28 protein-coding genes are annotated in these 25,087 nt (G+C 47.7%); 26 read left to right on the forward strand and 2 right to left on the reverse strand.

The features are described 5' to 3' along the window. Positions 1 to 96: 96 nt before the first annotated feature. From ODZ53_RS14685 to ODZ53_RS14725, 9 genes are all read left to right on the forward strand, one after another. Positions 97 to 1,044 (forward strand): tetratricopeptide repeat protein, encoded by a 948-nt coding sequence (locus ODZ53_RS14685; protein ID WP_199927061.1) that lies wholly within the window; start codon positions 97 to 99, stop codon positions 1,042 to 1,044. Between the two features lie 103 nt (positions 1,045 to 1,147). Further along, positions 1,148 to 2,266, forward strand: coding sequence for a hypothetical protein (locus tag ODZ53_RS14690; RefSeq protein ID WP_372677907.1), 1,119 nt, complete (start codon positions 1,148 to 1,150; stop codon positions 2,264 to 2,266). 9 nt (positions 2,267 to 2,275) lie between these two features. Continuing rightward, the gene (locus ODZ53_RS14695; RefSeq protein ID WP_012686170.1) at positions 2,276 to 2,491 is read left to right on the forward strand and encodes an IDEAL domain-containing protein; all 216 of its coding nucleotides are present in this window, start codon (positions 2,276 to 2,278) and stop codon (positions 2,489 to 2,491) included. An 89-nt stretch (positions 2,492 to 2,580) separates the two neighbouring features. Next, positions 2,581 to 3,003, forward strand: a complete 423-nt coding sequence (locus ODZ53_RS14700; protein ID WP_372677909.1) for a DUF2487 family protein — start codon at positions 2,581 to 2,583, stop codon at positions 3,001 to 3,003. Between the two features lie 251 nt (positions 3,004 to 3,254). Next, the gene (locus ODZ53_RS14705) at positions 3,255 to 3,773 is read left to right on the forward strand and encodes a Rieske (2Fe-2S) protein (RefSeq protein WP_173609491.1); all 519 of its coding nucleotides are present in this window, start codon (positions 3,255 to 3,257) and stop codon (positions 3,771 to 3,773) included. A gap of 1 nt (position 3,774) precedes the next feature. Continuing rightward, a complete protein-coding gene (qcrB, locus tag ODZ53_RS14710) occupies positions 3,775 to 4,446 on the forward strand; it encodes a menaquinol-cytochrome c reductase cytochrome b subunit (RefSeq protein ID WP_012686173.1) in 672 nt (223 codons plus the stop codon). 28 nt (positions 4,447 to 4,474) lie between these two features. Continuing rightward, on the forward strand, positions 4,475 to 5,266 hold the full coding sequence (locus tag ODZ53_RS14715) for a menaquinol-cytochrome c reductase cytochrome b/c subunit (RefSeq protein ID WP_372677912.1): 792 nt from the start codon (positions 4,475 to 4,477) through the stop codon (positions 5,264 to 5,266). Positions 5,267 to 5,342: 76 nt separating this feature from the next. Then, positions 5,343 to 5,942, forward strand: coding sequence for a DUF1405 domain-containing protein (locus ODZ53_RS14720; protein WP_372677914.1), 600 nt, complete (start codon positions 5,343 to 5,345; stop codon positions 5,940 to 5,942). Between the two features lie 48 nt (positions 5,943 to 5,990). Beyond that, a complete protein-coding gene (locus tag ODZ53_RS14725) occupies positions 5,991 to 6,806 on the forward strand; it encodes a sporulation protein YpjB (RefSeq protein ID WP_064199986.1) in 816 nt (271 codons plus the stop codon). A gap of 58 nt (positions 6,807 to 6,864) precedes the next feature. Here ODZ53_RS14725 and ODZ53_RS14730 read toward each other — a convergent pair whose 3' ends face one another. Beyond that, entirely contained in the window at positions 6,865 to 7,722 is an 858-nt protein-coding gene (locus ODZ53_RS14730; protein ID WP_172138011.1) for a YitT family protein, read from the reverse strand. A gap of 215 nt (positions 7,723 to 7,937) precedes the next feature. Between ODZ53_RS14730 and ODZ53_RS14735 the strand changes: the two genes are divergently transcribed. The 15 genes from ODZ53_RS14735 (at position 7,938) to ODZ53_RS14805 (ending at position 23,450) form a co-directional block, all read left to right on the forward strand. Continuing rightward, a complete protein-coding gene (locus tag ODZ53_RS14735) occupies positions 7,938 to 8,285 on the forward strand; it encodes a nucleotide pyrophosphohydrolase (RefSeq protein WP_016740047.1) in 348 nt (115 codons plus the stop codon). Next, complete coding sequence (gene dapB, locus ODZ53_RS14740; RefSeq protein WP_372677917.1) at positions 8,278 to 9,030, forward strand: 4-hydroxy-tetrahydrodipicolinate reductase; 753 nt, start codon at positions 8,278 to 8,280, stop codon at positions 9,028 to 9,030. Before ODZ53_RS14735 ends, dapB begins: the two co-directional genes overlap by 8 nt. 48 nt (positions 9,031 to 9,078) lie before the next feature. Continuing rightward, positions 9,079 to 9,489 carry a methylglyoxal synthase gene (locus tag ODZ53_RS14745; protein ID WP_372677919.1) on the forward strand — a complete coding sequence of 137 codons (411 nt, stop codon included), beginning with the start codon at positions 9,079 to 9,081 and terminating at the stop codon, positions 9,487 to 9,489. Further along, positions 9,486 to 10,181, forward strand: coding sequence for a bacillithiol biosynthesis deacetylase BshB1 (gene bshB1 / locus ODZ53_RS14750; protein ID WP_372677921.1), 696 nt, complete (start codon positions 9,486 to 9,488; stop codon positions 10,179 to 10,181). Before ODZ53_RS14745 ends, bshB1 begins: the two co-directional genes overlap by 4 nt. Positions 10,182 to 10,197: 16 nt before the next feature. Next, positions 10,198 to 11,340 (forward strand): N-acetyl-alpha-D-glucosaminyl L-malate synthase BshA, encoded by a 1,143-nt coding sequence (gene bshA, locus ODZ53_RS14755; protein ID WP_372677923.1) that lies wholly within the window; start codon positions 10,198 to 10,200, stop codon positions 11,338 to 11,340. A gap of 128 nt (positions 11,341 to 11,468) precedes the next feature. Further along, positions 11,469 to 12,692 (forward strand): CCA tRNA nucleotidyltransferase, encoded by a 1,224-nt coding sequence (locus ODZ53_RS14760; RefSeq protein ID WP_372677925.1) that lies wholly within the window; start codon positions 11,469 to 11,471, stop codon positions 12,690 to 12,692. After that, positions 12,682 to 13,665, forward strand: a complete 984-nt coding sequence (locus ODZ53_RS14765; RefSeq protein WP_372677927.1) for a biotin--[acetyl-CoA-carboxylase] ligase — start codon at positions 12,682 to 12,684, stop codon at positions 13,663 to 13,665. The genes ODZ53_RS14760 and ODZ53_RS14765 overlap by 11 nt, the downstream gene beginning before the upstream one ends. A gap of 260 nt (positions 13,666 to 13,925) precedes the next feature. Then, entirely contained in the window at positions 13,926 to 14,789 is an 864-nt protein-coding gene (panB, locus tag ODZ53_RS14770) for a 3-methyl-2-oxobutanoate hydroxymethyltransferase (RefSeq protein WP_372677929.1), read from the forward strand. Further along, positions 14,786 to 15,652 (forward strand): pantoate--beta-alanine ligase, encoded by an 867-nt coding sequence (panC, locus tag ODZ53_RS14775; protein ID WP_372677931.1) that lies wholly within the window; start codon positions 14,786 to 14,788, stop codon positions 15,650 to 15,652. The genes panB and panC overlap by 4 nt, the downstream gene beginning before the upstream one ends. A gap of 20 nt (positions 15,653 to 15,672) precedes the next feature. After that, on the forward strand, positions 15,673 to 16,056 hold the full coding sequence (gene panD, locus ODZ53_RS14780; protein WP_007723146.1) for an aspartate 1-decarboxylase: 384 nt from the start codon (positions 15,673 to 15,675) through the stop codon (positions 16,054 to 16,056). 82 nt (positions 16,057 to 16,138) lie between these two features. Further along, positions 16,139 to 17,548, forward strand: coding sequence for a tetratricopeptide repeat protein (locus ODZ53_RS14785; protein WP_372677934.1), 1,410 nt, complete (start codon positions 16,139 to 16,141; stop codon positions 17,546 to 17,548). Positions 17,549 to 17,639: 91 nt separating this feature from the next. Further along, positions 17,640 to 20,543, forward strand: coding sequence for an ATP-dependent DNA helicase DinG (dinG, locus tag ODZ53_RS14790; RefSeq protein ID WP_372677936.1), 2,904 nt, complete (start codon positions 17,640 to 17,642; stop codon positions 20,541 to 20,543). Between the two features lie 41 nt (positions 20,544 to 20,584). Continuing rightward, positions 20,585 to 21,490 (forward strand): ComEC/Rec2 family competence protein, encoded by a 906-nt coding sequence (locus tag ODZ53_RS14795; RefSeq protein ID WP_372677938.1) that lies wholly within the window; start codon positions 20,585 to 20,587, stop codon positions 21,488 to 21,490. A gap of 15 nt (positions 21,491 to 21,505) precedes the next feature. Next, positions 21,506 to 22,129 carry a redox-sensing transcriptional repressor Rex gene (locus tag ODZ53_RS14800; protein ID WP_012686190.1) on the forward strand — a complete coding sequence of 208 codons (624 nt, stop codon included), beginning with the start codon at positions 21,506 to 21,508 and terminating at the stop codon, positions 22,127 to 22,129. A 16-nt stretch (positions 22,130 to 22,145) separates the two neighbouring features. Next, positions 22,146 to 23,450, forward strand: coding sequence for an amidohydrolase (locus ODZ53_RS14805; RefSeq protein ID WP_087348295.1), 1,305 nt, complete (start codon positions 22,146 to 22,148; stop codon positions 23,448 to 23,450). 63 nt (positions 23,451 to 23,513) lie between these two features. Here the strand turns inward: ODZ53_RS14805 and ODZ53_RS14810 are convergent, their stop codons facing one another. Continuing rightward, the gene (locus tag ODZ53_RS14810; RefSeq protein WP_372677940.1) at positions 23,514 to 23,693 is read right to left on the reverse strand and encodes a hypothetical protein; all 180 of its coding nucleotides are present in this window, start codon (positions 23,691 to 23,693) and stop codon (positions 23,514 to 23,516) included. A gap of 133 nt (positions 23,694 to 23,826) precedes the next feature. Between ODZ53_RS14810 and ODZ53_RS14815 the strand changes: the two genes are divergently transcribed. Continuing rightward, complete coding sequence (locus ODZ53_RS14815) at positions 23,827 to 24,528, forward strand: hypothetical protein (RefSeq protein ID WP_372677942.1); 702 nt, start codon at positions 23,827 to 23,829, stop codon at positions 24,526 to 24,528. Between the two features lie 29 nt (positions 24,529 to 24,557). Continuing rightward, positions 24,558 to 25,037, forward strand: a complete 480-nt coding sequence (locus ODZ53_RS14820; protein ID WP_064199998.1) for a cell wall elongation regulator TseB-like domain-containing protein — start codon at positions 24,558 to 24,560, stop codon at positions 25,035 to 25,037. Positions 25,038 to 25,087: the final 50 nt, after the last annotated feature.

Genomic DNA, 25,087 nt, shown 5'->3' on the forward strand with positions numbered 1-25,087 from the left:
CGTCTTCGGACGGTCTTTTGTGGCTATTTTATTAGAGTGGTTGTTCAGCAAGCGTAGAGCAACAAGGCCACGCAAAATACATATGAGGTGAAAGAAATGCCGAAAAAGTGGCTGTATGTCATAGACGAAGCGATCAAGCGGATTGAAAACGATGAAGTAGAGTTGGGCTTGACCGCTCTGCAAAAGGTTCAGGAGCATGGAAAAGATTTGCCGGATGTCATGATGTATTTGGCAGAGGTCTGGTATCGACTTGGACATTTGGAAGAGGCAAGTCAATTGCTGACAGATGTCATGGCCAAAAATCCGCAAATGGATTCCTCTTTACGTAGAGAATGTCAGCTGCTGCTAGCGGAGATTGCATTGGATTCCAGTGATTTTGAGACGGCGCAACATCTTCTTTATGAATGCAAAGAATCTGGCTTCGAAAGCATCCAGCTTGACTTGTTGTTAGCGGATCTGTATTCACTCCAAGACTTAGATGAAGTAGCGGTCAAATACTTGGAGCAAGCGAGACTGAAGGAGCCAGACAACCAAGATATTATGGCAGCACTGGGTAACTTGTATTTCCGCATTGGAGAAGACGAGAAAGCAATGAAGCTTCTGGAACAAGCCGGGGATGAAAGTCTGTCTATGCTTTTGACGAAGGGGCGTTCGTACGCACAAAGCGGTCATTTCGAACAGGCTTACCAAGTATTCCGTCAGGCGCTGGTCATGGATCGTTCGCCAGAAGTACTCTACGGCTGTGCACTGATGGCATTCCACGTAGGACGACTGGATGAAGCAGCAGAATTGGTCAATAGTTTGCAAGCCGTTGACGAGGAGTATGTGGCTGCATATCCATTAGCTGCAGATTTGAATCTTTCGATGGGGAAAACAGAAGCAGCGATTGAGGCGTTGAAGCAATATGTATCGTTGTCGGGTTTCGATTTGGACCAAATCCGCAGGCTGATTGCCCTTTTGAGTCAAGCCGGACGCTATGAGGAAGCGAAGGAATACCAACAACTTCACGACCTGTGGGACAATGAATCAGACGAGGAGCAATAAAAAATCGACAAACAGGAAGTCACTTCGGTGGCTTCCTGTTTATTTTTCCGCATTTTGGCAAGAATGAGAGACAAGTAAGCCATCGTAAAGAAGGGATGCGCAGATGAACTTGGCTGAGATCTTGGTTTACACCGATATCCGGCAGCTCCATCAGATTGCCAACCATTACGGATGCGAATGCAACCCTCATTCCAAAAACGAATTGATTACGTCGCTGTTGTCTAGCTTGAGGCACAGGCTGACAATCTCTCAAGAAGTTGAGCAGCTGAGCAGTGCAGAAACCCATTTTTTGCTCCAATTGTTCCTGGACAAGCGTACGGTCATGTCGCTTGAGGATTTGTTGGCGAAGGCTGGAGTGGCACTGGAGTGTGAAAAGGAAAAAAAGCAGGAGGAAGGACGAAAGTTTGTTGCGGCTGCAATGAAGCGAGGATGGATTTTTCCGGCGAAAAGTAAGACAGTAGGGCAGTACCAAATTCCGCTGGACATCCGTGAGCCCTACTTGCAAGCTTGGCTGACAAAGTGGCGTGAGTCAAACGCACTGCTTCATCCGGGTCCACAAGCATACAGGGATGAAGGAACAGCACTATGCGATGATATCATGCAATTTTTACAATTTCTCCAGCAGGAGCCAGTACCGCTTACCGCAGAAGGTGGCATGTACAAGCGTCATCAGCAGCAGCTTTTTCAATTTTTGTACGTAAAAGAAGAGCCGCTATTGCCACAAAAATGGCGTTTTGGGTACGGGCTGCATTTTGATTTATACCCTGACCGCTTTTCCTTGCTCTACGATTTCTGCTACTATCACCGTTGGATCGTCGAAGTGGACGGCAAGGTAGCAGTTACGGAAGCAGGGAGGGAGCGACTGGATCAACCGTATAGCGATCAATTGTACCATGATGTCATTCGCTTCTGGATGAGGCTTTACAAGCGGGCTGTCCCCAATTTGCCAATGCTGGTTCAGCTCATTCCGTTGATCGCGTCGGCTGGATGGGTAAGTCAGCAATCTCTGATGGACACGCTGCTCCATTGGATGAAAGAGTTTTACTACGATTCACCTACAGATATCTTGGTGAATCGGGTATGCAAAATGATGGTGCATCTTGGATTGTTGCGCGTCGGACAAGACGAACAGGAGCAGTGGTTATACACCGCAACGTATGCGAGCCAGACTTGGCTTCGAAAATACAATGGTTTTACCGAAACAACTATTTTATTGAAGTGAGGGATGGGTATGGAGTGGCCGAATTTCTATTCCAACGCGTACGGAACGAACAATCAAATGGTTTCCGGTTTGCTATCTGAAATGGTGATCGACGAGCAGATGCGTCAATATCGCAAGCGCACGCTAGTCCAGGAGATTGATGAGGCACTTGCATCGAAAAACAAAGAGCTGTTTTTGCGCTTAACAGACGAATTGAAAGAAATCATGGCTTACGAGCAAGCCTAAATACATAATCGTATGCGTTATTGCTAGTCTCCAACCATTCATGGTACGCTTGTTTCCAGAAATGAACAAGGAAATGAGGAGACGGCTCTATGCAGTGGAACTTGAACGATTTTGAAAACTGGGAGGAGTTGCGATCCTTTGTGGATACCGCGCTGCTCCCTCTTTATTTGTACAGTTCGGACAGAAAAGTAGAAGAGCATGTTGTACGCATGAACTACTTATTAAATGTAGCTGCCGGGATTGAGCAACGGCTGAAGGGACGTGTGCTACTATTTCCGTTAAGCTATCACATAGGAGAAGAACAGCTGGAGCAACGAACACCGGCGGAATTTCCTTATAAAGTACTGCTTTATTTCCGCGGAGAAAAGATTCAAGTAAAGGAGAGGGCAGAAGAAGGTGTGGTGACGTTATTGGTAGGAGATGAAGACTTGGAATCTTCTTTGCGTTTCGAAGTGACCGTGGATGTGCTGTATAAAGAGGTCATCAAGTTGTGGCAAACTGAGCAGAGTTAATCGATTTGACTAAAAAAAGAGACGCGATAGAGAAAGCGTTTTCCGGTAATACTACAGAAAAATGGGTGGGGCAAGGTCTTAAATTTGACAATCTGGCAACAATATCCTGTCACACATCGTTTGAGCAAAGACATGTCCACTGGACATTCTTGACATCTTTATAGGCGTTAGCTATGATTGGGATTGACCTAGTGTATATGTATAAAAATGCCATCGTAGCGCTATTTTACAGGATAAGGAGGGAAAAAGATATGGGAGACAAACGCGAAATTTCCAGGCGTACATTTTTGAACTACGCCCTGATGGGAACTGGCGGATTCCTTGCTGCGGGAATGATCACCCCAATGATTCGTTTTGCGGTAGACCCCCTTCTGCAAGGACATGCAGGTGGAGATAAAGTAGCTGTCGGCAGTCCGGATGAGTTTAGTGCCGTGCCAAAACGCGTTGAATTCAAGGTCCATACCAAGGACGGTTGGTATGAATCAGAATCAACACTTACTGCATGGGTTACCAAGAACGACAAGGGTGAGATTCTTGCTCTGTCCCCGATCTGTAAGCACTTAGGGTGTACGGTTGACTGGGGAACTGGCGCAGGACAACCGAATGAGTACTTCTGTCCTTGCCACATGGGTCGTTATACGATCAATGGCGAGCACATTTTGGGAACGCCACCTACGGCCTCTCTTGATGAGTATGAGACAGAAGTCAAAGATGGAAAATTGTATTTAGGTAAAGTAAAAGCAAATCCTCGTCCGGGGGTGAACGGCTAAAATGATGCAAAAAATGTATGATTGGGTCGACGAGCGCTTAAACATCACTCCGATGTGGCGTGACCTAGCTGACCACGAAGTACCTGAGCACGTGAACCCGGCACATCATTTTTCAGCTTTTGTTTACTGCTTTGGTGGACTTACGTTCTTTATTACCGTTATTCAAATCTTGTCTGGTATGTTCTTGACGATGTACTATGTACCAGACGTTATCAATGCTTACGAATCCGTTAAGTACCTCCAGAACGAAGTAGCGTTCGGGGTAATCGTACGCGGTATGCATCACTGGGGTGCCAGTTTGGTAATCGTGATGATGTTCCTACATACTCTGCGTGTATTCTTTACAGGTGCATACAAAAAGCCTCGTGAATTGAACTGGGTAGTCGGTGTACTGATTTTCTTCGTTATGCTGGGTCTCGGTTTCACAGGTTACCTCTTGCCTTGGGATAACACCGCATACTTTGCGACCAAAGTAGGTGTGCAGATCGCTGACTCTGTACCTTTCATTGGTCCATATGTGAAAACATTGCTCACTGGCGGAGACATTTTAGGGGCGCAAACCCTTACCCGGTTCTTCGCGATTCACGTGTTCTTCCTCCCAGGCGCACTGCTTGGTCTGTTGGGAGCTCACTTTGTTATGATCCGTTCGCAAGGTATCTCGGGTCCACTATAATCGGTCTTCGAAAAAAGGAGGAAATAGCATGGCAAAACAAGATAAAGATGCTACCTTCGTCGGAGATTCCCGAGTATCGGCGAAGCGTATTCCAAACATTTCTCCAGCCTACTCCGACTTTCCAGGTAAAAATGAGCCGTTCTGGCCAAACTTCCTGTTGAAAGAGTGGATGGTGGCAGCTGTTTGCTTGGTTGGTTTCCTTGTGTTAACGGTTTCACATCCGTCGCCGTTAACTGACAAAGCAAACCCGAATGATACTTCATTCATTCCGTTGCCAGACTGGTACTTCTTGTTCCTGTATCAAATGCTGAAATATCCTTGGGCTGCTGGGGATTGGGTTGTACTCGGTATCGTTGTCATTCCAGGTATCGCATTTGGTGCACTGATGTTGGCGCCTTGGCTGGATACCAGCAAAGAGCGTCGTCCTAGCAAGCGTCCAGTTGCTACAGGCTTGATGCTGACTGCACTCGTTGGTGTTTTCTACCTGACTTGGGCGGCAAACCATGAATATCATCTGGCTCACCCAGATAAAGGTAAAGGAACTGGTGGCAAAGAGGGATCGAGTGCAACAGCACCTGCTTCTGCTGACACCAGCTTTAAAGCAGATGCGCTTTGGAAAGCGCAAACAAGCTGTATGGGGTGCCATGGTAAAAACATGGAGGGTGGCATGGGTCCAAACCTCCAAAAAATCGGCGCAACTTTGGATGCAGCCAAGATTACTGATATCATCAAGAACGGTAAAGGCGCAATGCCAGGCGGTATGATCAAAGATGATGCAGAAATCGCAAAGCTAGCTGATTACTTGGCTGGCTTGAAATAAGCTAATAGGGGAAAAGCTGGCTGGTAATGCGGTCAGCTTTTTCGTTAGCGGCGTACACAGCGGGAGACGATTATAGATGATCTGGATATGGGAGTGGTTTCGGCAATCTTTGGGCAAAAGGTGGTTTCTTTGGACGCTGTTCGTCGTCAACTTTTTAGGAACCATATATGGATTTATCTGGTATGGCAACCAATTGGCTGTGACACCAGTATATTTAATTCCTTTTGTCCCGGACAGCCCGACAGGTAGCGGACTTTTTTCGCTTGTACTCCTTACCTATTTGTTGGGTCGCCACATTCCTGTACTGGAAGCTTTGGCTGGCATCACCAATTTTAAGTATGGTGTCTGGGCCGTCTGCATTATCGTGGCTGGTTGGCTGATGGGCAATGAAGTGCGCGTGACAGACTTGATGCTGATTGTTTCCCACACCGGCATGGCTGTGGAATCTGTGTTGTATGCGCGTTTTTACAAGCTAAGTCTTCTGCCGGTAGGAATCGCTGCGCTGTGGACACTGAATAATGATTTTCTCGATTACGTTATGGATATCCATCCGTGGCTGCCGAGTGTGCTAGATCCGTATGAGGGCTTCGTTGGTTTGTTTACGGTTCTTCTCAGTCTGATCTCGATCTCGGTGATCTGGTGGGTAAATATGAAGTATACGACAAATAAGGTCTAATCTTGTCCTCCTTTCCATAGGCTGTACTAGGGAAGGAGGTTATTTGCGTTGAAGAAAAACATCCGGTTTTTATTATTCTTTCTCATGATCGGGTTGTTCTTGTCGTGGCCCATTCATAATTTGTACTCGAAGCTGAATCAACCGATAGAAGAAAAGCAGTTGGCAGCCTTGGATCAAATTGCGCATGAGTTCCTGACGTATGCAAAAAAGGGAGATCTTGAAGGGGCAGAGCAGCGCATCGTCCAGCTAGCAGACCGATTCCCGAACCAGCATTTGCCCAATCCAATACGAATTGAGAGTTTGAATGCAGTGACCCAGTCCATACTGGCAGCCAAGCAAAGCTTTGCTTCTGCAAATGCAAGTGAACAACAATTGCTGTGGCATGCCACGCGGGTCCGTATCGCCATAGACGCACTGACCCATGATCACCAGCCGATGTGGCGTAGCTACTATCCTTCTCTTGTCACACAGGTCCAAAACCTGCAGCTATCGGCTGTTGAGCGGAATTTCGGTCAGTTTCGCGAACAGTTTGATGAGAACTACCGATTATTTTTAGCCATTAAACCGGGGATGAGTATTCAGCTTCCAGAGGGGCAAATGTCCTCGATTACGGTTGCGTACGATATCATATCCAAAGAGATGCGAAACAGCCAAGTAGATTGGCAGCTAGTTCGTGAGGCGTTGCGAGAATTGAACAGCTCCTTTCAAGTGGCGTTTGTGGGAGAAGAGAAGAGTACGTTTGCTCGTTTAATGATGCGGCCAGATTCTCCTATACTTATTCTCGCTTCTATCTCGATAGCTTTAATCATGGCCTTGTCTTACGTGGCTTGGAAGAAATATGACGGAGAAATCCGTTCGACCTAAAAAGTGCAAAAACCCTTGCCTGTACGAAAAGGCAAGGGTTTTTCTGTGTTGCTTCATGCTAATCGTGAAGCGGCTTCTTGTTTTCATCAAGGGTGAAGCCTTCTCCGAGAACTTCATGCACGTCGTTTACGATGACAAAAGCATGCGGATCAATTTCTTGCACAATGGTTTTAAAACGCATGACTTCATTTCGGCTGACAACGACATAGATGACTTTCTTTTCTTCGCCAGAGTAGGCGCCTTTACCGGCTAAGAGTGTTACACCACGACCTACATCGAGAATGTGCTTGGAGATGCTATCTGCTTCGTTGGAGATGATCGTCAATGCTTTTCCTGCATAAGCACCATCTTGGAAAAAGTCGATGACACGTGCTGCGATAAAGACAACGACAAGGGTATACATGGCGCTTTCTAGATTCAAATAGACGAGGGACGCCCCGATGACCAAAATGTCCCCGAAAAATAACGTTCTTCCCATGCTAATACCCATGTATTTCTGAAGCAGTCTGGCAATGATGTCCACACCGCCAGTCGTTCCTCCGTAACGGAAAATAATCCCTAACCCGACACCAACAGCTACCCCGGCATACAGGGAAGCAAGAAGGCGATCTTTCATCGGCAATGGAAGCACACCATCAAATAAGGATAAAAAGACGGAAAGAGAAACCGTTCCCAAAATCGTGTAGAAAAAAGAAGTCCGTCCAAGAATTTTCCAGCCCAAGAAAAATAACGGTACGTTCAGGACAAAGAAGACGATTCCCTGATCTACAACCGGAACTAGCAGCTTGATCAAAATACTGATACCAGTGATACCGCCCTCAGCTAGATGATTGGGAATGTTGAACGCGTTAATACCAAATCCCATAATGGCAGAACCGATGATAATGGCAATGATACTGTCAAGACGAATTTTCATATATCCTCCTGTTCGCCGGATCAGGAAACAGGCTTCCCCCCGGACTTGATGTGCAGGTAATACTTATGTTACCTGAGGGCTATCCGAAAGCCATTATAAATGAACGCTCGTTTGATTGTCCATATGCTGGAAAGACGAAGTATTGTGATTTGGCAAACGAAGCCTTTTTTAGTACGATAGGTGAAAGAGAGAAGAATGTGAAAAGGAGTGGGCGGATGGAACGGCAAAAGACAATGCAAGAGATGCAGCAAGAAGTTGATCAATACATATCGCAATTTAAAGAAGGATATTTTTCTCCGCTTTCGATGCTGGCTAGAATGACCGAAGAAGTAGGTGAATTAGCCAGAGAAATTAACCACTTTTATGGAGAAAAACCAAAGAAAAAGGACGAAGGCGAAAAAACAGTAGAAGAAGAGCTGGGTGACGTACTCTTCATCGTGATTTGTTTCGCAAACTCACTCGGAATCGATTTGCAGGAAGCATTTGATCGTATTATGCACAAGTTTAATACCCGCGATAAAGATCGCTGGACGAGAATAGAGGAGAACGAGCAGCATGACTAAACAAATTCGTGTAGCAGTTGCTGGCGCAAATGGTCGAATGGGGCAAGAAGTAGTGAAAATGCTAGCGCAGGATACGGCGCTCGTTTTTACAGGCAATCTGGATACGCGTGTGAGCGCAGAAGAAATTAATCAACAATTGGACGAAATGAAGCCGGATGTTTTGGTAGACTTTACGACACCACATACGGTGTATCGTCATATGGAGCTCTGTCTGGCTCGTGGTGTGCGACCGGTTGTTGGAACAACGGGGCTGACAACAGAGCAGCTGCAAGAGATGACGGAGCGCTATAAAGAAGCAGGACTGGGTGCCATCATTGCTCCGAATTTTGCAATCGGAGCGATTCTATGTATGAAGTTTTCCGCAATGGCAGCAAAATATATGCCCCATGTGGAAATTATCGAGCTGCATCACGACCGCAAGCTGGATGCACCAAGCGGAACTGCTTTGAAGACTGCGGAGATGATTGCAGCCGTTCGGGAAGAGCTTAAGCAAGGGCATCCGGAAGAGGTAGAAACAATTCCAGGCGCTCGCGGAGCAGATTACGAAGGCTTCCGGATTCATAGTGTCCGCCTGCCAGGCATGGTGGCCCATCAAGAGGTTTTGTTTGGGGCAACAGGCCAAACGCTGTCCATTCGCCATGATTCGATTAACCGGGAATCTTTTATGCCTGGCGTGAATATGGCCATTAAAGCTGTAATGAATATGAACGGATTGATTTACGGATTGGAACATCTGATTGATTAAACGTTTGTTTAACATACACACTTACCTAGCCATAAGGGAGAGGTTTTCTTGAAAATTGCATTGATTGCCCATGATCGAATGAAAGAACAGATTGTGCAACTAGCGATGGCCTACGAATCCATTTTGGCAAAACATGACCTGTATGCCACAGGAACAACTGGGTCGCGAATCATGGAAGCTACGTCGCTTTCCCTAACCCGATTTCTGTCAGGACCATTAGGGGGCGATCAACAAATCGGTGCGATGATCGCCCGCAATGAGATGGATTTGATTATCTTTTTGCGTGATCCGCTTACCTCTCAACCGCATGAACCTGATATTATCGCACTGCTTCGACTGTGTGATGTGCACAAGATACCGTTTGCCACCAATCTCGGTTCGGCAGAAATTATGCTGAAGGCCTTGGAGCTGGGGCAACTGAATTGGCGCGAAGTGGTGCGTGAGGAGAATGAAGCATGAGTTCACTCGATATTTTGGCAATCGGCGCTCATCCTGACGATGTCGAGATCGGCGCGGCAGGCAGTCTGATTTTGGCAGCGAAAGAGGGAAAGCTCGTGGGGATTCTCGACTTGACCTACGCGGAGTTGTCTTCGAATGGAACGGTGGAGAGAAGGCAACAGGAAGCGGCTGCCGCTGACCAAGTGATGGGTGTGGCTGCCCGCTATAATTTTGGACTGCCTGATCGTGGCTTGGAAGCAGTCAGGGAAAGTGCGATTGAACGCGTCGTAAAGCTGATTCGTGAAACACGCCCAGCCATTGTGCTTGCGCCTTATTACGCGGATCGTCATCCAGATCACGAAAGTGTAAGTCGTATCGTTCGCGAGGCGGTGTTTAATGCAGGCATCCGCAAGTATTTGCCGGAGCCTTCTTTGCTTGCCTATCGACCATCACAATTCCTTTACTATTTTATTAATTCCACGGTCACACCGCAGGTTGTCGTGGATATCACTGGCGTTTATTCACAAAAAATGGAGGCGCTGCGTTGCTACCGCAGTCAGTTTGAGCTAGAAGAAGGCAGTGTTCAAACACCCCTTACCAATGGGTATCTGGAGTCTGTCGAGTATCGAGAACGACTATTTGGTCAGCAAGCTGGTGTAGCCTACGCAGAAGGATTTGTCAGTGCAGCTCCGTATGTATTAAAGAGCTTGTGAAAAGGAGTGACACTGTATGAAGATCGGGATTACATGCTATCCGTCATTGGGCGGATCGGGCGTAGTAGCTACGGAGCTTGGCAAGCTATTGGCTGAGCGAGGACATCAAGTTCATTTCATTACAGGTGGAATGCCATTTCGCTTAGGAGCGTTTCACCCGAACATTTTCTATCATGAAGTAGAAGTGAACAACTATGATGTTTTTAAATATCCACCCTATGATTTGACCTTGGCGAACCGAATGGCGCAAGTGGCGAAAAATGAAAACCTGGACTTACTACATGTGCATTATGCTGTGCCACATGCGTTGTGTGCGTTCCTTGCCAAGCAAATGGTTGGGGATCATTTGAAAATTGTGACCACCCTGCACGGGACGGATATTACTGTTCTGGGTTATGACTCGAATCTGAGTGATATGATCCGCTTCGGTATTGAGCGAAGCGATTTGGTAACAGCGGTGTCCAATGATTTGATCAGGCAGACGAAAGAGCTGCTGCATACGGAAAAAGAAATTGTCCCCGTGTACAACTTCGTAGACAAGCGGCGTTACTACCCGAAAGAGGTTACGAAGCTGAAAAAGGTATTTGCACCGAATGGTGAAAAAATTCTTATGCACATTTCTAATTTCCGTCCGGTCAAACGAGTGCCAGATGTGATTGAAATATTTTCAGGCGTACGTGAAGAAGTGCCTTCCAGACTGATCCTTATTGGTGAAGGTCCCGAAATGGGGCTGGTCCGCAAAATGATCGCTGAGCTCGGTCTGAACGACGATGTCTGCTTCCTCGGTAAGCAGGAAGACGTTGCCGAGGTATTGTCGATGGCAGACATCATGCTGCTTCCATCAGAAAAGGAAAGCTTCGGCCTCGTTGCACTAGAAGCAATGGCTTGCGGTGTGCCTGTCGTCGCAACAGTGGCAGGAGGTTTACCCGAAGTCGTGCTGGATGGTGTGAACGGCTTCTTGCGTCCAATTGGCGACGTGGAAGGCATGGCGAAAGAAACAATACGTCTCTTGCAAAATGAAGAGCTATACCGCGAGTTCTCCGCGAACAGCATTGAGCGATCCTGCAAAACATTTTGTCATGAAACGATTGCCTCGCAGTATGAGGCACTCTACGCTAACTTGCTGGCAAGCAAATCCGAAGAAAACCTAAGCTTTTGAACGTAAGATGGAGCTTTTGGCTAGCTGATGCACCTTGGATAGTAAAATGAACAATCCATACAGAACTCTCATGAAAAACGCCTCCTTGTGTAGATCAGGCGGAGCAAACCAGAAAGGGGGGGATTGGATTGGCGATAGAATTGGCAAAGCGTGTTCTCGACAGATTGGAGGAACACGGCTTTGAAGCTTACTACGTGGGTGGTTGCGTCCGCGATTGGCTTTTACAACGACCTGTTCATGATATAGATATATGTACGAATGCCCATCCCGGCGACGTCATCCGATTGTTTCCCGATCATGTCCCGACTGGTCTGAAACACGGTACTGTATCTGTAAAAGTCGATGGGCAGCTATTTGAAGTAACCACGTTTCGGACGGAAGGAAAATATGAAGATTACCGTCGACCCGCTGAAGTTCAGTTCGTTTCAGAACTTCGACTCGATCTGGAGCGACGTGATTTTACGATGAACGCAATGGCGATGGATCGTCATCAAGTATTGCACGACCCGTTCGGTGGACAAGAGGACATGGAGCATCGGTTGGTTCGGGCTGTAGGCATTCCACTTGAGAGATTTCAGGAGGATGCCCTTCGACTTTTACGAGGTGTGCGATTTGCTTCTCAGCTAGGTTTTGCTATAGAAGACCAAACCATGCTTGCTATGAGACAGACGGCACCTCTGTTAGCGCATATTGCTGTGGAGCGCATCAGGGAAGAACTGAATAAAACGCTCGACAGTAAAGCCCCTGAGGTTGGTTGTCAGTTGTTGAATGAAACGAAGCTCATGGCTTATGCCCCGGAGGTAGAAAAACTGTTCATCCTCTCAAATGAGCACGCTTTCCGGCTCCGTCATTTGCAAACCGTGACGCAAAAATGGTCGTTGCTCCTGTTTGCTGCGAATTATTCACCTGTACAAGCGCGTGAAGTGTGCCGATTCCTCAAAATGTCCAAACGCGAAACAGAAGTAATTTGTTGCTTGGTTGAACTTCTTACGCGATTGCAGCCGAAATGGGATGTCCCTCAAGCGATCGAGTGGGGACCATTGCTGCTGGAAGTCGGGTGGGACACCTGCAACGAGTTCTACCTTTTATTGCAAGCGTGTTGGTGGGAGGAGAGGCAATCGTTTTCGATGCAGGCACTCCTCGATCAATACAAAAACATGCCTGTCAAAACCATCAAGGATTTGGCAATCACGGGGCTTGACCTGCAAGTAGCTGTTCAGAAAAAGCCAGGCGAGTGGATTGTCCGCGTCTTGGAATCGTTGCTTAGACAAACGGCTCTGCACGGTTTACCAAATACACCAGAAGCACTTGTCGAAGTTGCAAAGAAAGAGGTTGCACAAGATGAACATTAAGCAAGTCATCCTTCAAGCATTCCGTGATCAGCCAGGCAGTTTCATTTCTGGTGAAGAATTAAGCCAAACATGCGGCTGCTCAAGGACGGCCGTTTGGAAACATATCGAAGAGCTGCGTCGAGATGGTTACGAGGTGGAGGCGGTTCGCAAATCGGGGTATCGCCTGCTGGTTGCCCCTGATCGCTTGTCCGCAGCAGAAATTATGGCTGGACTGGAAACGAATCGGATCGGTCAAAATGTCATCGCTTACGATGAGGTGGTATCTACACAGCCACTCGCACACGAGGCTGCGGCAAAAGGGGCAGTAGAAGGTACGATTGTGCTCGCCGAGCTGCAAACAGGTGGGAAAGGCAGACTTGGTCGCCCCTGGCATTCTCCGAAAGGAACGGGGATCTGGATGAGCTTGATCATCCGACCTTCGATTCCGTTACCGAAGACACCTCAAATGACATTGCTAACGGCGGTTGCTGTAGCGAAAACAATCCGTGAAGAGACTGGGTTGCCTGTCAAAATCAAATGGCCGAACGATATTTTTATCGGTGACAAAAAAGTATGTGGGATTTTGACAGAGCTCAATGCTGAATCTGATCGAGTCAATTATTTAGTAATCGGAATAGGGCTCAATGCCAACAGTGTCGAGTCTGATTTCCCATCTGAACTGGCGCAGATTGTGACTTCGCTTCGAATTGAATCTGGTGAGTCACTCAAGCGTGTTACGTTTATCCAGCGGCTCTGCCGAATTTTTGAAGAAGAGTACGACCACTATTTGCAGACTGGCTTCGAGCGTGTCAAACAAGAATGGGAGAACCATTCATACACCATTGGAAAATGGGTGACCCTCCAGACGATTTCACAACAGCTGGAAGGTCGTGCTGTTGGTTTGGATGAAGAAGGCGTACTCATGGTCGAGGATCAGACTGGACAGATTCACAAAGTTTATTCGGCTGATGTCAATTATCGTGCAAATGATTAAATCATTTGCTATACTCCATTTTGGAGGCTGTATCACATCGTGAACGGTACTCCCGGAGTATTTTTGTATCTATCGTGTAATCTTAAATCAATACGTGCAAGGACAAAAATCTGCTCAGAGCCTGTGTGGACCGAGACAGAAGGAATCCGCTAACGCAAAATGTCTTTTTGACATGGACAACCTTCTCCCGATTGACGCGAGAAGGTTTTTTTATTCCTCACACGATCCACGGGCTTGATGCGAAAGAGGAGCAATGAAAAATGGCACAAAACGACAGACCGATTACGACTTCGAGTATCCGCAAGAAAAAAGAAACGCGAACTCCGATTACCATGGTGACCGCCTATGATTATCCGTCAGCCAAATTAGTGGATGAAGCTGGCGCTGATATGATTTTGGTCGGTGATTCATTGGGAATGGTCGTACTTGGTTATGACTCCACGATCCCTGTTACGATGGAGGATATGCTACATCATACGAAAGCAGTAACGAGAGGGGCCAAGCGTGCATTTGTCGTGACAGATCTGCCTTTCCTCAGCTATCACGGAACAGTTGAGGAAGCGGTGAAAAACGCGGGCAGACTAATGCAAGAAGGGCTGGCCAAGGCAGTCAAAATGGAAGGGGGCCGTGAACTCGCCCCAATCATTACACGCTGTGTACAAGCAGGCATCCCTGTCGTTGGACATATTGGGCTTACTCCGCAATCCGTACATCAATTAGGCGGTTACAAAGTACAAGGAAGAGATCTGGAGGCAGCCAAAAAATTGCTGGACGAAGCCCTTGCGATTCAAGAAGCGGGAGCATTCGCTATTGTTCTGGAATGTGTTCCGGAAGAGGTCGCAGGCATGATTGCAGACAAGCTGGACATCCCTGTGATCGGAATTGGAGCGGGTGCAACTTGTGATGGGCAAGTTCTGGTGTTCCATGATATGGTCGGCTATGCATCGGATATCACACCAAAATTCGTGAAGCGCTACGCAAACATTGGGGAAACAATCCGTGCAGCTGTGGAGACTTATAACAAAGAAGTTGAAGCAAGAAGCTTCCCAGGACAAGAGCATGTCTTCCATGCCTCTGAAGAAACCATCAAGGAATTGTACGGGGAAGGAGTGAAACAGTCATGATGCAAACAATGATGAAGCAAGTCTCCACCATTGCAGAAATACGTGTTCATTTAAAAGATGCTCGTCGGCAAGGCAAAACGATCGGTATGGTACCGACCATGGGCTTTCTGCATGAAGGACATCTCAGCTTGGTGAAAGCTGCTCGTGAAGTATGTGATTTGGTTGTGATGAGCATTTTCGTAAACCCGCTGCAATTCGGACCGAATGAAGACTTTGAACGTTATCCGCGTGATATCGAACGAGATAGCAAAATGGCGGAAGAAGCGGGAGTGGACTTCCTGTTTATCCCGGAAGTGAGCGAGATGTATCCGACCCCGATGCTGACCAATATTTCTGTTTCAAATGTGACGACTCCATTGTGTGGAGCTTCTCGTCCGGGTCATTTTGATGGCGTATCGACCGTCGTCAATAAATTGTTTCAAATTGTCCAGCCGGATTACGCCTTTTTTGGACAAAAGGATGCCCAGCAGGTAGCTGTTGTGACGCAAATGGTTCACGACTTGTCGATGGCAGTGCAAATCGTTCCATGCCCGATTGTACGCGAAGCGGATGGGCTTGCCCTGAGCTCTCGGAATGTCTACTTGTCAGCGGATGAGCGAACACAAGCACTCGTGCTATCACAGAGCCTGAGGCAAGCAGGAGAATGGCTGAGCGAGGGCGTGGCTCTTTCTACAATCAAGGATCGTATTACGCAAATGATTTCCGAAAAGCCGTTGGCTGACATTGATTATGTGGAAATTTTGAGCTATCCAGCGCTTACACCAATAAAGCAGGAAACAGCAGGTCAGACGATCATCATCGCGCTAGCTGTTCGTTTTGGCAAAACACGTCTGATCGACAATACGATTACATCAATCAAGTAGTAATAAGGGAGGAATTGGTAGTGTTCCGCACCATGATGAAAGCAAAAATCCATCGCGCAACGGTAACTGAGGCAAACTTGAACTATGTAGGAAGTATTACCATCGACAAAAATTTGTTGGATGCACTGGATATTTTGCCAAATGAAAAAGTACAAATCGTCAATAACAACAACGGAGCGCGTCTGGAAACCTACGTCATCGAAGGGGCTCCAGGCAGTGGCGTCATTTGCTTGAACGGAGCAGCTGCACGTCTCGTACAAGAGGGCGATATCGTGATTATTATTGCCTATGCGATGATGACGGATGAAGAGGCAAGAACCTACAAGCCACGAGTCGCCATCATGGATGAAAAAAATCAGATCAAAGAATTGATCGCGGAAGAAGTACACGCGACGATTCTGTAAGCGATCTGTCGACTCCTGCATAGAGCCACCAGCCTTGTGAGACAATGAAAGTACTCATGCCTCATAGGGGGTGGCTTTTCTTGTGAAAATCGAGGACTGGTTTCATACGCTTCGGAACAAAGCGCAGACGATTGAAGAGAAGTGGCAGGGGGCTTCTGAACAAGAACGTCTTCAGCTCGCGGAACAATTGTTTCAATTGCGCCAAGTAAGTGATACTGTCGTAGACCTGTGGCTGCAATTCGAAGAAAAATTATCGAATGCGATTCGTAACATCAAGGAAATGGAAGGACAGCTTCCGGCAGAAGAGAAAAAGGCGCATCAGTCGAAGGTGAAAACAGAATCACCAAAGGCCATTGAAACAAACACATACGAGCCGATTTTTCGTCGTGGGGAAGGCTTTTATCATTTGCGTATGTTCCAAGACGCGAAAAAGTGTTTTGCAGAATTAGTTCAAAAATTGCCAGACTGGGAAAGTGGGCGCTTATATTACGCCTACAGTCTGCTTTTGTGTGAGGAGAAGGAATTAGCTTTTCGGGAATTCCGTCTTCTCGGCAGGACAGCAGGCTCACCTACCATTGTGGCCATCAGTTTTAATGCCATCGGGTGTATACTTGCGGAAGAGGAGCAATGGCTAGAGGCGGCACAAGCTTTTAAGACTTCTCTCGAGATCAAGCCAGAACAGGAAGAAGCCAAATACAACCTCGCGCTATGCTATTTAAGAGATGGCGATGCACAGGAAGCTTTGGACGAATTGGAACCGTATCTAGAAAAAAACGAGCACGATTGGGAAGCGCAGATGCTATGGCTACGTGCTGCCAAATTACTGCATATGATGGACCAGACGGTGGAATGGAGCCCGCCGAAAGGCTTGCAACTGCCGACACGCGATTTGGACAGCGATACTCTTCAGGAAATGGCCTCTTTATACGAAACAGTGGGCAATTACCACCGGGCACAGATTTGCTATCACTTTTTGACGGAGCGTTCCCCAAAAGATGGGTGGACGTGGCATGGCTTGGCCTGGAATACTTGGCTGATTGCTGGTACGAAACGCGCATTGACGCTCGTCAAAAAAGCGATCAGTCTTGCACCCGAAAATGACGACTTTCTTTTTAGTTATGGCTGGATGCTGTTGTTTGACGGTAGGGTAGAGGAAGCAATCAAAGCGTTTCGGATCATGCTGGAGAAAAACCGTGACAATCGCCTCGGACAATCCGGGATGATTTCCGCATACGAAAAGCTGGGGGATACACAAGAAGCAAAACGGATGGCAAAGTATTTCCTGGAAGACGCTGAGCCATATGTACGTTCGTTAGGGTATTTTCATCTGGGAAGAATCGCGGTTGTGGAAGAAAATTGGCGCCTGGCTGAACAATATTTTCAACGGGCATTGCCATTCGCAGAACAGTTATGGGAAATCCCCATCTATCTGCAACTTTGTGCAAGCAAGCTCGGTCAATCAGAAATGCAGACGGAGCTGGTACAGCCGTAAATGTACAGGAGAGCAGGAATATTTCCCATCGTTGCCGAATGTGAATGAGTGCGGATTGAATGTTTCCGCCCAGGTTACGAGGTGACAACGTTTGAATCGATTACTAGTTGTAGATTTTGAGACGACGGGAAGCCATCCACGCCAAGGGGACAGCATCATTCAGATTGGTGCCGTCGCAATCGATGACGGGCAGATTACCGAGAGTTTTTCCACCCTGATTCATCCGGGCCAGGATATTCCCCCTTTTATTACCCAATTAACAGGGATTACCAACGAGATGGTTGCAGATGCTCCTTCCTTGGAAGAAGTGTTTCCAGATTTCTTGCGTTTATTGGACGGGCGAGCTTTTGTTGCACATAATGCAAGCTTTGATCTCCAATTTTTACAAGAAGCCCTGCTGAGCCAGGGCTATTATGCGTTTGACGGCTACGTGCTTGATACGGTGGAGCTATCCCGCGTTCTTTTGCCGATGCAAAATAGCTACAGACTTGGAGAACTAGCGTCTGAGCTGGAAATCGAGCACGATAATCCTCATCAAGCAGATAGTGATGCACTTGCCACGGCTCAGCTGTTTCTCCACTTGCTGGATATTTTAAAGAAATTGCCACTTGTAACGATCCAGCGGCTGCAGATGCTCGTCTCTTCGTTTCGCTCAGATATCGAGGTTCTTTTGCGGCAGATCGAGATGGAAAAGCTAATAGAGCTGCCAGAGCTGGATGGAACGCCAACCGCAACGGATTCCTCCGATATGTGGGATATTTATCGCCAGTTGGCCTTACGGAAACGCGAAGAAAAATTAACAGCGTCCCTGAAGCATCCTCCTGTCGATGTGGCAGTGACCAAAGCGTTTGCCGAGCAGCTCGAGGATGTTTTGGGCGAAAACGGGCACATGCAGGCGAAAATGTCGGGGTATCAACGTAGGGATGCTCAGGAAGCGATGATGCATGCCGTCTATGAGGCAATGGAGGATGGCGCCCATTTATTGGTAGAGGCAGGAACAGGTACGGGAAAATCATTAGCCTATCTCTTGCCGGGGATCATTTGGGCTCATCACAATCAGCAGCAGCTGGTGGTCAGTACCAATACCATTCAATTGCAGGAACAGCTATTCCATAAGGAAATCGCTACCTTGCAGGAGTCGTTGCCGTTTTCGTTTACTGCTTCGACGCTAAAAGGCAGAGGAAACTACTTATGCTTGCGTAAATTTGAACAAGCTGTGGACGAGCCTGTAGAAGGAAGCAGCCAAGAAATGCGCTTGGTAAAAGGGCAGATGCTGACGTGGCTCACGCAAACCGTTACCGGTGACGTGGAAGAGCTGAGCATGCCCCCAAGTGGCCAACTGCTATGGCAACAGGTAAAAAGTGATACGGGCTCTTGCTTGAATCGGGCTTGTCCGTGGTTTAGTCGCTGCTACTATTTTCAGGCGAAGGAACGGGCTCGCGATGTCGATGTCCTCATCGTCAATCACGCCCTTTTCATCAGCGATCTGCAAGCGGAAAACAGGATCCTACCTGCGTATGAGGTTGCCATCGTCGATGAGGCCCATCATTTGGAGGATGCCGCGACACAGCATTTAGGCAAGCAGTTTTCAACCACGCAGCTTCTTTTCTTGCTAGATCGTGTATCGGTTGAAGAGAGTGGGTCAATTGCACGCTTCGCAGAAGAGCTGCAAAGCTGGATGCCTGCGGTACAAGAAGAGGTAGTGGCAAAGCTTTTGGAGCTGAGAAAACAGTCCGCTACCTTGCGAGAGAAAGCGCAGCAATGGACACAGCTCTTGTATGCATGGGCATCAGATCGTGCGGAGGAGACGACGGACGCTGGTCGTGAGACGGTACGTTATCGGATCGAATCGTTTGTAGGCAAACACGAGAAGATACGCAAAGTAACCAAAAAGCTGATTGAAGGGATGACTGCGTATGCAGCGGGCATCGAGCAGCTTTTGCGAACGACTCCGCAAGAGGAAAAGCCACCTTTTGCTGTACGTAGTCTACTGACAGATTTATTTGGTCTCATCAAAGACTGGCAGAATACCGTGGAGCTGCTTCACTTCTTTTTGCTTGAGCAGGATGCGGAGTATGTGTATTGGATGGAAGTAGAGTCCCGTACAGCTCGCAAGCAGGTGCATTTGTCCGCAGCACTCTTGAAGGTTGCCGACTCATTGGCAGAACCACTGTTCGCGCAAAAGCGGAGTCTGATTTTGACATCAGCCACTCTGACGGTCAAAAACAGCTTTTCCTACATCAAAAGCCAGTTTGGTCTCGACCAATTGCCCGAGGAACGAGTGCGTACCGTGTCATTGCCATCGCCGTTTCATTATGAAGAGCAGGGACTGCTGTTGATCCCATCTGATTTCCCGGCACCAGGCAAAGAGAGTGACCACACGTATTTGGAGGCGGTCATTCAAGGGTGCGTGGATGTCGTACTGGCTTCGAAAGGAAGGACGTTGATCCTGTTTACCTCCCATTCGATGCTTCGCCTTGTTTATCAAGCGATGAAGGAACGACTAGCGAAGGCGCCAGAACCGTATACGTTATTCGGTCACGGGATTGATAGCAACAACCGGAGCAAGCTGGTGCGACTGTTCCGAAGTATGGAGAGAAGTGTTCTGTTTGGGACGAGCAGCTTCTGGGAAGGTGTCGATATCCAGGGGGAATGGCTGAGCAGTTTGGTCATTGTTCGACTTCCGTTTGCTCCGCCGAATCACCCTGTCTATCAAGGAAGGGCAGAGCTTTTGAAGGCAGAAGGAAAAAACGCCTTTATGTCGTTGTCTCTTCCACAAGCCGTTCTGCAATTTAAGCAAGGGGTGGGGCGATTAATTCGTCATCACTTGGATCGAGGGGTCGTGATCGTTCTCGACACGCGTGTGGTTGAGGCGAGATATGGACGCTCATTCCTTCAATCTTTGCCGCCATTTCAAATCGAAAGCGGTCCATGGCCAACACTGCGAGAGCGCATAGAGCCATTCCTTAGTATGCAATCCCTGTCAGATTCATAAAATGAAGCAATAGTCTCATAGGGATTAAGGTGATAAAATAAATGTTATGGAAAAAAGCGTGGCGTTGGTGGATGGTAGTTCTTAGTGCGATTTTCCTTAGCGCATGCTCGATTGATAGCCATTTGTATTTGCAAGAAGCAGCAGTGAAGATAGATGACCCGTTTGAAACGGAGACAGAACAGGAATTTTCGGGTCTCATTGTCACCTACTTGGCACTTCCACATGGTGAGAGCACGCTTTTGAGAATGCCAGGCGGTAAAACGATGCTGATTGATACGGGTACGGCAGAAGATTGGCCGGTTCTTTCGGCGCGCTTGGCAGAGCTCAAGATCACACGGCTCGACTATGTAGTGTTGACGAACGACCAGCCTGAGCATATGGGAGGCTACGCTTCATTGAGCCAGCAAGTGCTTGTAGATGCCGTCATTTTGCCCAAGCTGATCGCGCCATCCATTCGCCATGTCGTGCTGCTTCGCTCTAAACAAAAGCAGATGGAAGCAGAGCAAGGACAAGTACTCACTCTTGAACAAGATATCTCCATGGAAGTGTTGCTCCCAGATGAACCGTTATTTTTATCGCCCCAGAATAATTCTCTCGTTTTTCGACTGACGCATGGCCAACTGCGATTTTTATTTATGAGTGCTGTGAATGAAAAAGCAGAAGAGCGCCTGTTGGAACGGAAAAATGACAGATTGAAGGCGGAAGTGCTAAAGGTAGCTGGTCAGGGAAGCAATCAAGGCTCTTCGCAACCGTTTCTGACGAAGGTCGATCCCCAAGTCGCCATTATTCAGACAGGCCGATCGCGGGATCAAATGAAAGACGGTCAGACGGAAGTAATGGAGCGCCTGGGTGAGTCATGGGCCGAGACATACGTTACCAGCCACGACGGTTCCATTACCATTTTATCGAATGGAAAAGAATATCGGATTTTGAAGCAAAAGAATTAGGGGGGAAGACCGAACGTGGCAAAACACGAAAAGATTTCGGAAGCGGTCGTCCGTCGTTTGCCGATTTATCTGCGTTACCTCAGTTATTTGCAGCAGGTTGAGGTGACCACCGTTTCCTCCCAACAGATGGGCAAGAATCTCGATGTGAATCCTGCCCAAATCAGAAAAGATCTTGCAGCTTTTGGTGATTTTGGAAAAAAGGGAATCGGCTATGATGTCGATTATCTGGTGGAAAAAATACGTGAAATTCTAAAGCTAACAGATGAAATCCGTGTCGCTTTGGTCGGAGCTGGGCATTTGGGCCATGCCATTAGTAACTACAACGCTTATTTGAAAGATAACATGCGGATTGCGGCCATCTTTGATAATAATCCAGAGAAGCAGGGTAAAAAAGTCGCAGGTATACCGATTCAGCCTTTATCAGAGCTGGAAGAGACAATCGTAAACAAGCAAATCAAGCTGGCGATTATTACGGTACCGGCACCTGCAGCGCAATCCGTATGTGATCAGTTGACTCAAGCGGGTATCAAGGGGATCTTGAATTTTGCCCCTACGACGATTCGCGCAGGAAAAGATGTTCGCATTCACTATGCGGACGTGACGTCCAACCTGCAAAGCCTGGCCTACTACTTGACATAAGAATGGAGTGTATACTATGAAAAAGACGATCCTCATTCACGCAACAGTCATTACCGTTAACGATACGAATGAAGTCATTTACGATGGTGCTGTAGCATTCGAAGGCAACAAGATTACGTATGTGGGCCCAACTCCTGAGGACCTATCAGAAGCAGGATACGATGAGGTTATCGATCAAAAAGGAGACTACATACTGCCTGGTTTAATCAACACGCATGGACATGCTGGTATGTCCCTCCTACGAGGTTATGCAGATGATTTGCCGCTGCAACAATGGCTGGAAGACAAAATGTGGCCATTGGAGGCGCAATTCACGGGAGATACAGTAAAATGGGGTACTCAACTGTCGCTTATTGAGATGATTCGTACGGGAACCACTACGTTTGTGGATATGTATGATCATATGGATGTTGTGGCAAAGGAAGTCGATGCGGCTGGAATGCGTGCTCGCCTTTGCCGAGGGATGATCGGCTTGTGCTCCGAAGAAGAACGTCAAACAAAGCTGAAAGACGCGACTCTTTTTGCAAAAGAATGGCATAATCAGGCAGACGGACGTATTACCGTCATGATGGCACCGCATGCGCCGTACACCTGCTCGCCAGAATTTATTACCCAAATTATCGAAAAAGCCGATGAGTTGTCCTTGCCGCTTCATATCCATATGTCTGAAACCGCTTGGGAAGTCGGTCAAAACGAGAAGGACTACGGACTGCGTCCAGTCGCTCATTTGGAAAAGCTGGGCATGTTCAATCGCCCAACACTCGTCGCGCACGCTGTTCACCTGACGGATGAAGAAATCGACATTTTGGCAAAATACAACGTGAGAGTTTCTCATAATGTCGTGAGCAACCTGAAGCTGGCAAGCGGTGTTGCGCCTGTTCCGAAAATGTTGGCAAAAGGCGTAAGCGTATCACTGGGTACGGACAGCTCGGCAAGCAACAACAATTTGAATTTGTTCGAGGAATTGAAGCTCGCTGCGATCCTACACAAAGGTGTAAATAACGACCCAGTAGCGGTTCCAGCAGAGGAAGCCCTTCGCATGGCTACTCGTTATGGCGCAGAAGGGGTGTTCCAACAAGAAACACTCGGAAGCATTGAAGTAGGCAAGCAAGCTGACTTGATCGTGATGGATAGCCATCAAGCTCATTTCCACCCAGCACACCAACCGATTTCACACGTGGTGTACGCGGCAAATGGACGAGATGTGAAAGATACGATTGTAGCGGGTAAATTCTTAATGCGTAATCATAAGTTGTTGACCATCGATGAGGAGCGCGCGATTTACGAAGCAAACCGCGTATTCCAAACGTTAAAACGGTAAAAGGCTCCTGTCAGGTGGGGGACAGGAGTAAGGCAGTGCAGGTGTAGGTAGGGGAATTGGATACTACGACGTTCCATTGTTCATTTTTGCCACAGCTTTTGTCAGGAGATGATGGCGAAAATGAAGAGTGGGTCTGTGCGACCATTGACGCAAGGGAGACGACAATCCTGCCCAGGAGACGCGGTATTCCTGTAACAGAAACCCAAGTATGTCAGGAGATGTGGTTTGTTGCGAAGATGTCACGCGCTCACCTCCTCGGGGTGTATGTGTAGTATGACCGCCCAACCTTAAGCTATGATTAGCAACTTTTCCGTGTCGTTCTAAAACCTTCCCGTATAGCATAGGCTAAAGACAAAAATGGGACAGGGGGGACGACATGTACATCCGGCCCAAAATGCTGTGGTGGCTCATTCCAATCCTACTCGGTCTATTTCTCCTCGGGATTGTATTGGGGACAGTAAGTCGATCTGCCAATACAGGAAGCACAGATACTGCGTCTGCGGTCAGACAAACAACAGGGACGAAGCAGACGAAGACGGTAGCGGAGCTTTTGGAGCAAATCACGAAGGACGAGGAACGCTCATTTCTCGTATACATGCAGAATCAGACCTTGCATGGGCGATATCAAAATGAGCAATTTCAGCTCGCAGGAGAAATCGGTGGCCACCAGCTTGAAATAGCCAGAAAAGATGGGCAGCCAGTATCGGTGCGAATGGATGGCCAGGTACAGGATCATGTCGCTCTGCCGTATGCGATGTTCACCCCGTATGAGCACGCAGTATTGCTCAAGGGAGTTTTGCAATCGGTCAGCCCTGAACGCCTTGAAGATACTGCAGGGCAAGGATGGAGTGGATACCGGATAGCGGTACCACCTGAGGAAGTCTCTTCGTTATTATCGATGTGGTTAGGTCCATCCTTCCCTCTTCAGGATTTGACTCCGAATATAACGAACGGAATGAAAGTCAATTACCAACTATGGTACGATTCAACTACGGGGCAGCTTCGCCAACTGGAGCTGGATTTGCAAATACAAACGGCAGTTGGAGTGAAGAGAGACCAGCTTCGATTCCGATTGTAATGTCAGCCACGTAAAGGAGTTACTTTGCTGTGTTAGTACGAATTATCCTATCAATCGTAGCCGTCATTTTACTTACGGGAGCTGGGTTCGCCTATCATCTGACGGCTTCTGTAGCAGGGGAGCGCAATCAATTTGAGGAAACCGTTCGTCAGTGGGTCCAGGATCGCACGACAATCACGGAGATTGAAACCATTGATGAATATCGAGGCAAGGAGAGCTACGCTGTCGTCATTGGGAAAAATAAGGCGGGGACACAAGTTGTCGCTTGGATGACCGATCAAAAAGTTAGCTTCGATCGAATGGATCTTGCTGTTCCAAAAAAGAATGTAGAAGAGGCGGTTTACAAGTCCTTCCCGCAATCGGAGATCACTCATTTGGTTCCTGGTCTCGAAAACGATAAGAAATTTTGGGAAGTCACTGTTAAAGACAAAGACGGTCGTTTTCACTACATTCACTATGATCTATTCACTGGCGCTCTGTTAACCTCATACGTGCTCTCGCCAAGCTAAGACGCTGGCATCACGACAGGCCTTTTCCTTATGGGAGAAGGCCTGTTTGG

It is taken from the genome of Brevibacillus sp. BD137, assembly GCF_041644655.1.
In the GTDB taxonomy this organism is placed as follows: domain Bacteria; phylum Bacillota; class Bacilli; order Brevibacillales; family Brevibacillaceae; genus Brevibacillus; species Brevibacillus brevis_D.

Coding starts and splice junctions, on each gene's coding strand:
- qcrB (WP_012686173.1), top strand. CDS start 3,775: ATGATGCAAAAAATGTATGATTGGGTCGACGAGCGCTTAAACATCACT.
- ODZ53_RS14735 (WP_016740047.1), top strand. CDS start 7,938: ATGGAACGGCAAAAGACAATGCAAGAGATGCAGCAAGAAGTTGATCAA.
- ODZ53_RS14730 (WP_172138011.1), bottom strand. CDS start 7,722: ATGAAAATTCGTCTTGACAGTATCATTGCCATTATCATCGGTTCTGCC.
- ODZ53_RS14685 (WP_199927061.1), top strand. CDS start 97: ATGCCGAAAAAGTGGCTGTATGTCATAGACGAAGCGATCAAGCGGATT.
- ODZ53_RS14700 (WP_372677909.1), top strand. CDS start 2,581: ATGCAGTGGAACTTGAACGATTTTGAAAACTGGGAGGAGTTGCGATCC.
- ODZ53_RS14695 (WP_012686170.1), top strand. CDS start 2,276: ATGGAGTGGCCGAATTTCTATTCCAACGCGTACGGAACGAACAATCAA.
- ODZ53_RS14705 (WP_173609491.1), top strand. CDS start 3,255: ATGGGAGACAAACGCGAAATTTCCAGGCGTACATTTTTGAACTACGCC.
- ODZ53_RS14805 (WP_087348295.1), top strand. CDS start 22,146: ATGAAAAAGACGATCCTCATTCACGCAACAGTCATTACCGTTAACGAT.
- bshB1 (WP_372677921.1), top strand. CDS start 9,486: ATGAGTTCACTCGATATTTTGGCAATCGGCGCTCATCCTGACGATGTC.
- ODZ53_RS14765 (WP_372677927.1), top strand. CDS start 12,682: ATGAACATTAAGCAAGTCATCCTTCAAGCATTCCGTGATCAGCCAGGC.
- panB (WP_372677929.1), top strand. CDS start 13,926: ATGGCACAAAACGACAGACCGATTACGACTTCGAGTATCCGCAAGAAA.
- bshA (WP_372677923.1), top strand. CDS start 10,198: ATGAAGATCGGGATTACATGCTATCCGTCATTGGGCGGATCGGGCGTA.
- ODZ53_RS14815 (WP_372677942.1), top strand. CDS start 23,827: ATGTACATCCGGCCCAAAATGCTGTGGTGGCTCATTCCAATCCTACTC.
- panC (WP_372677931.1), top strand. CDS start 14,786: ATGATGCAAACAATGATGAAGCAAGTCTCCACCATTGCAGAAATACGT.
- dapB (WP_372677917.1), top strand. CDS start 8,278: ATGACTAAACAAATTCGTGTAGCAGTTGCTGGCGCAAATGGTCGAATG.
- ODZ53_RS14720 (WP_372677914.1), top strand. CDS start 5,343: ATGATCTGGATATGGGAGTGGTTTCGGCAATCTTTGGGCAAAAGGTGG.
- ODZ53_RS14690 (WP_372677907.1), top strand. CDS start 1,148: ATGAACTTGGCTGAGATCTTGGTTTACACCGATATCCGGCAGCTCCAT.
- ODZ53_RS14715 (WP_372677912.1), top strand. CDS start 4,475: ATGGCAAAACAAGATAAAGATGCTACCTTCGTCGGAGATTCCCGAGTA.
- ODZ53_RS14795 (WP_372677938.1), top strand. CDS start 20,585: ATGTTATGGAAAAAAGCGTGGCGTTGGTGGATGGTAGTTCTTAGTGCG.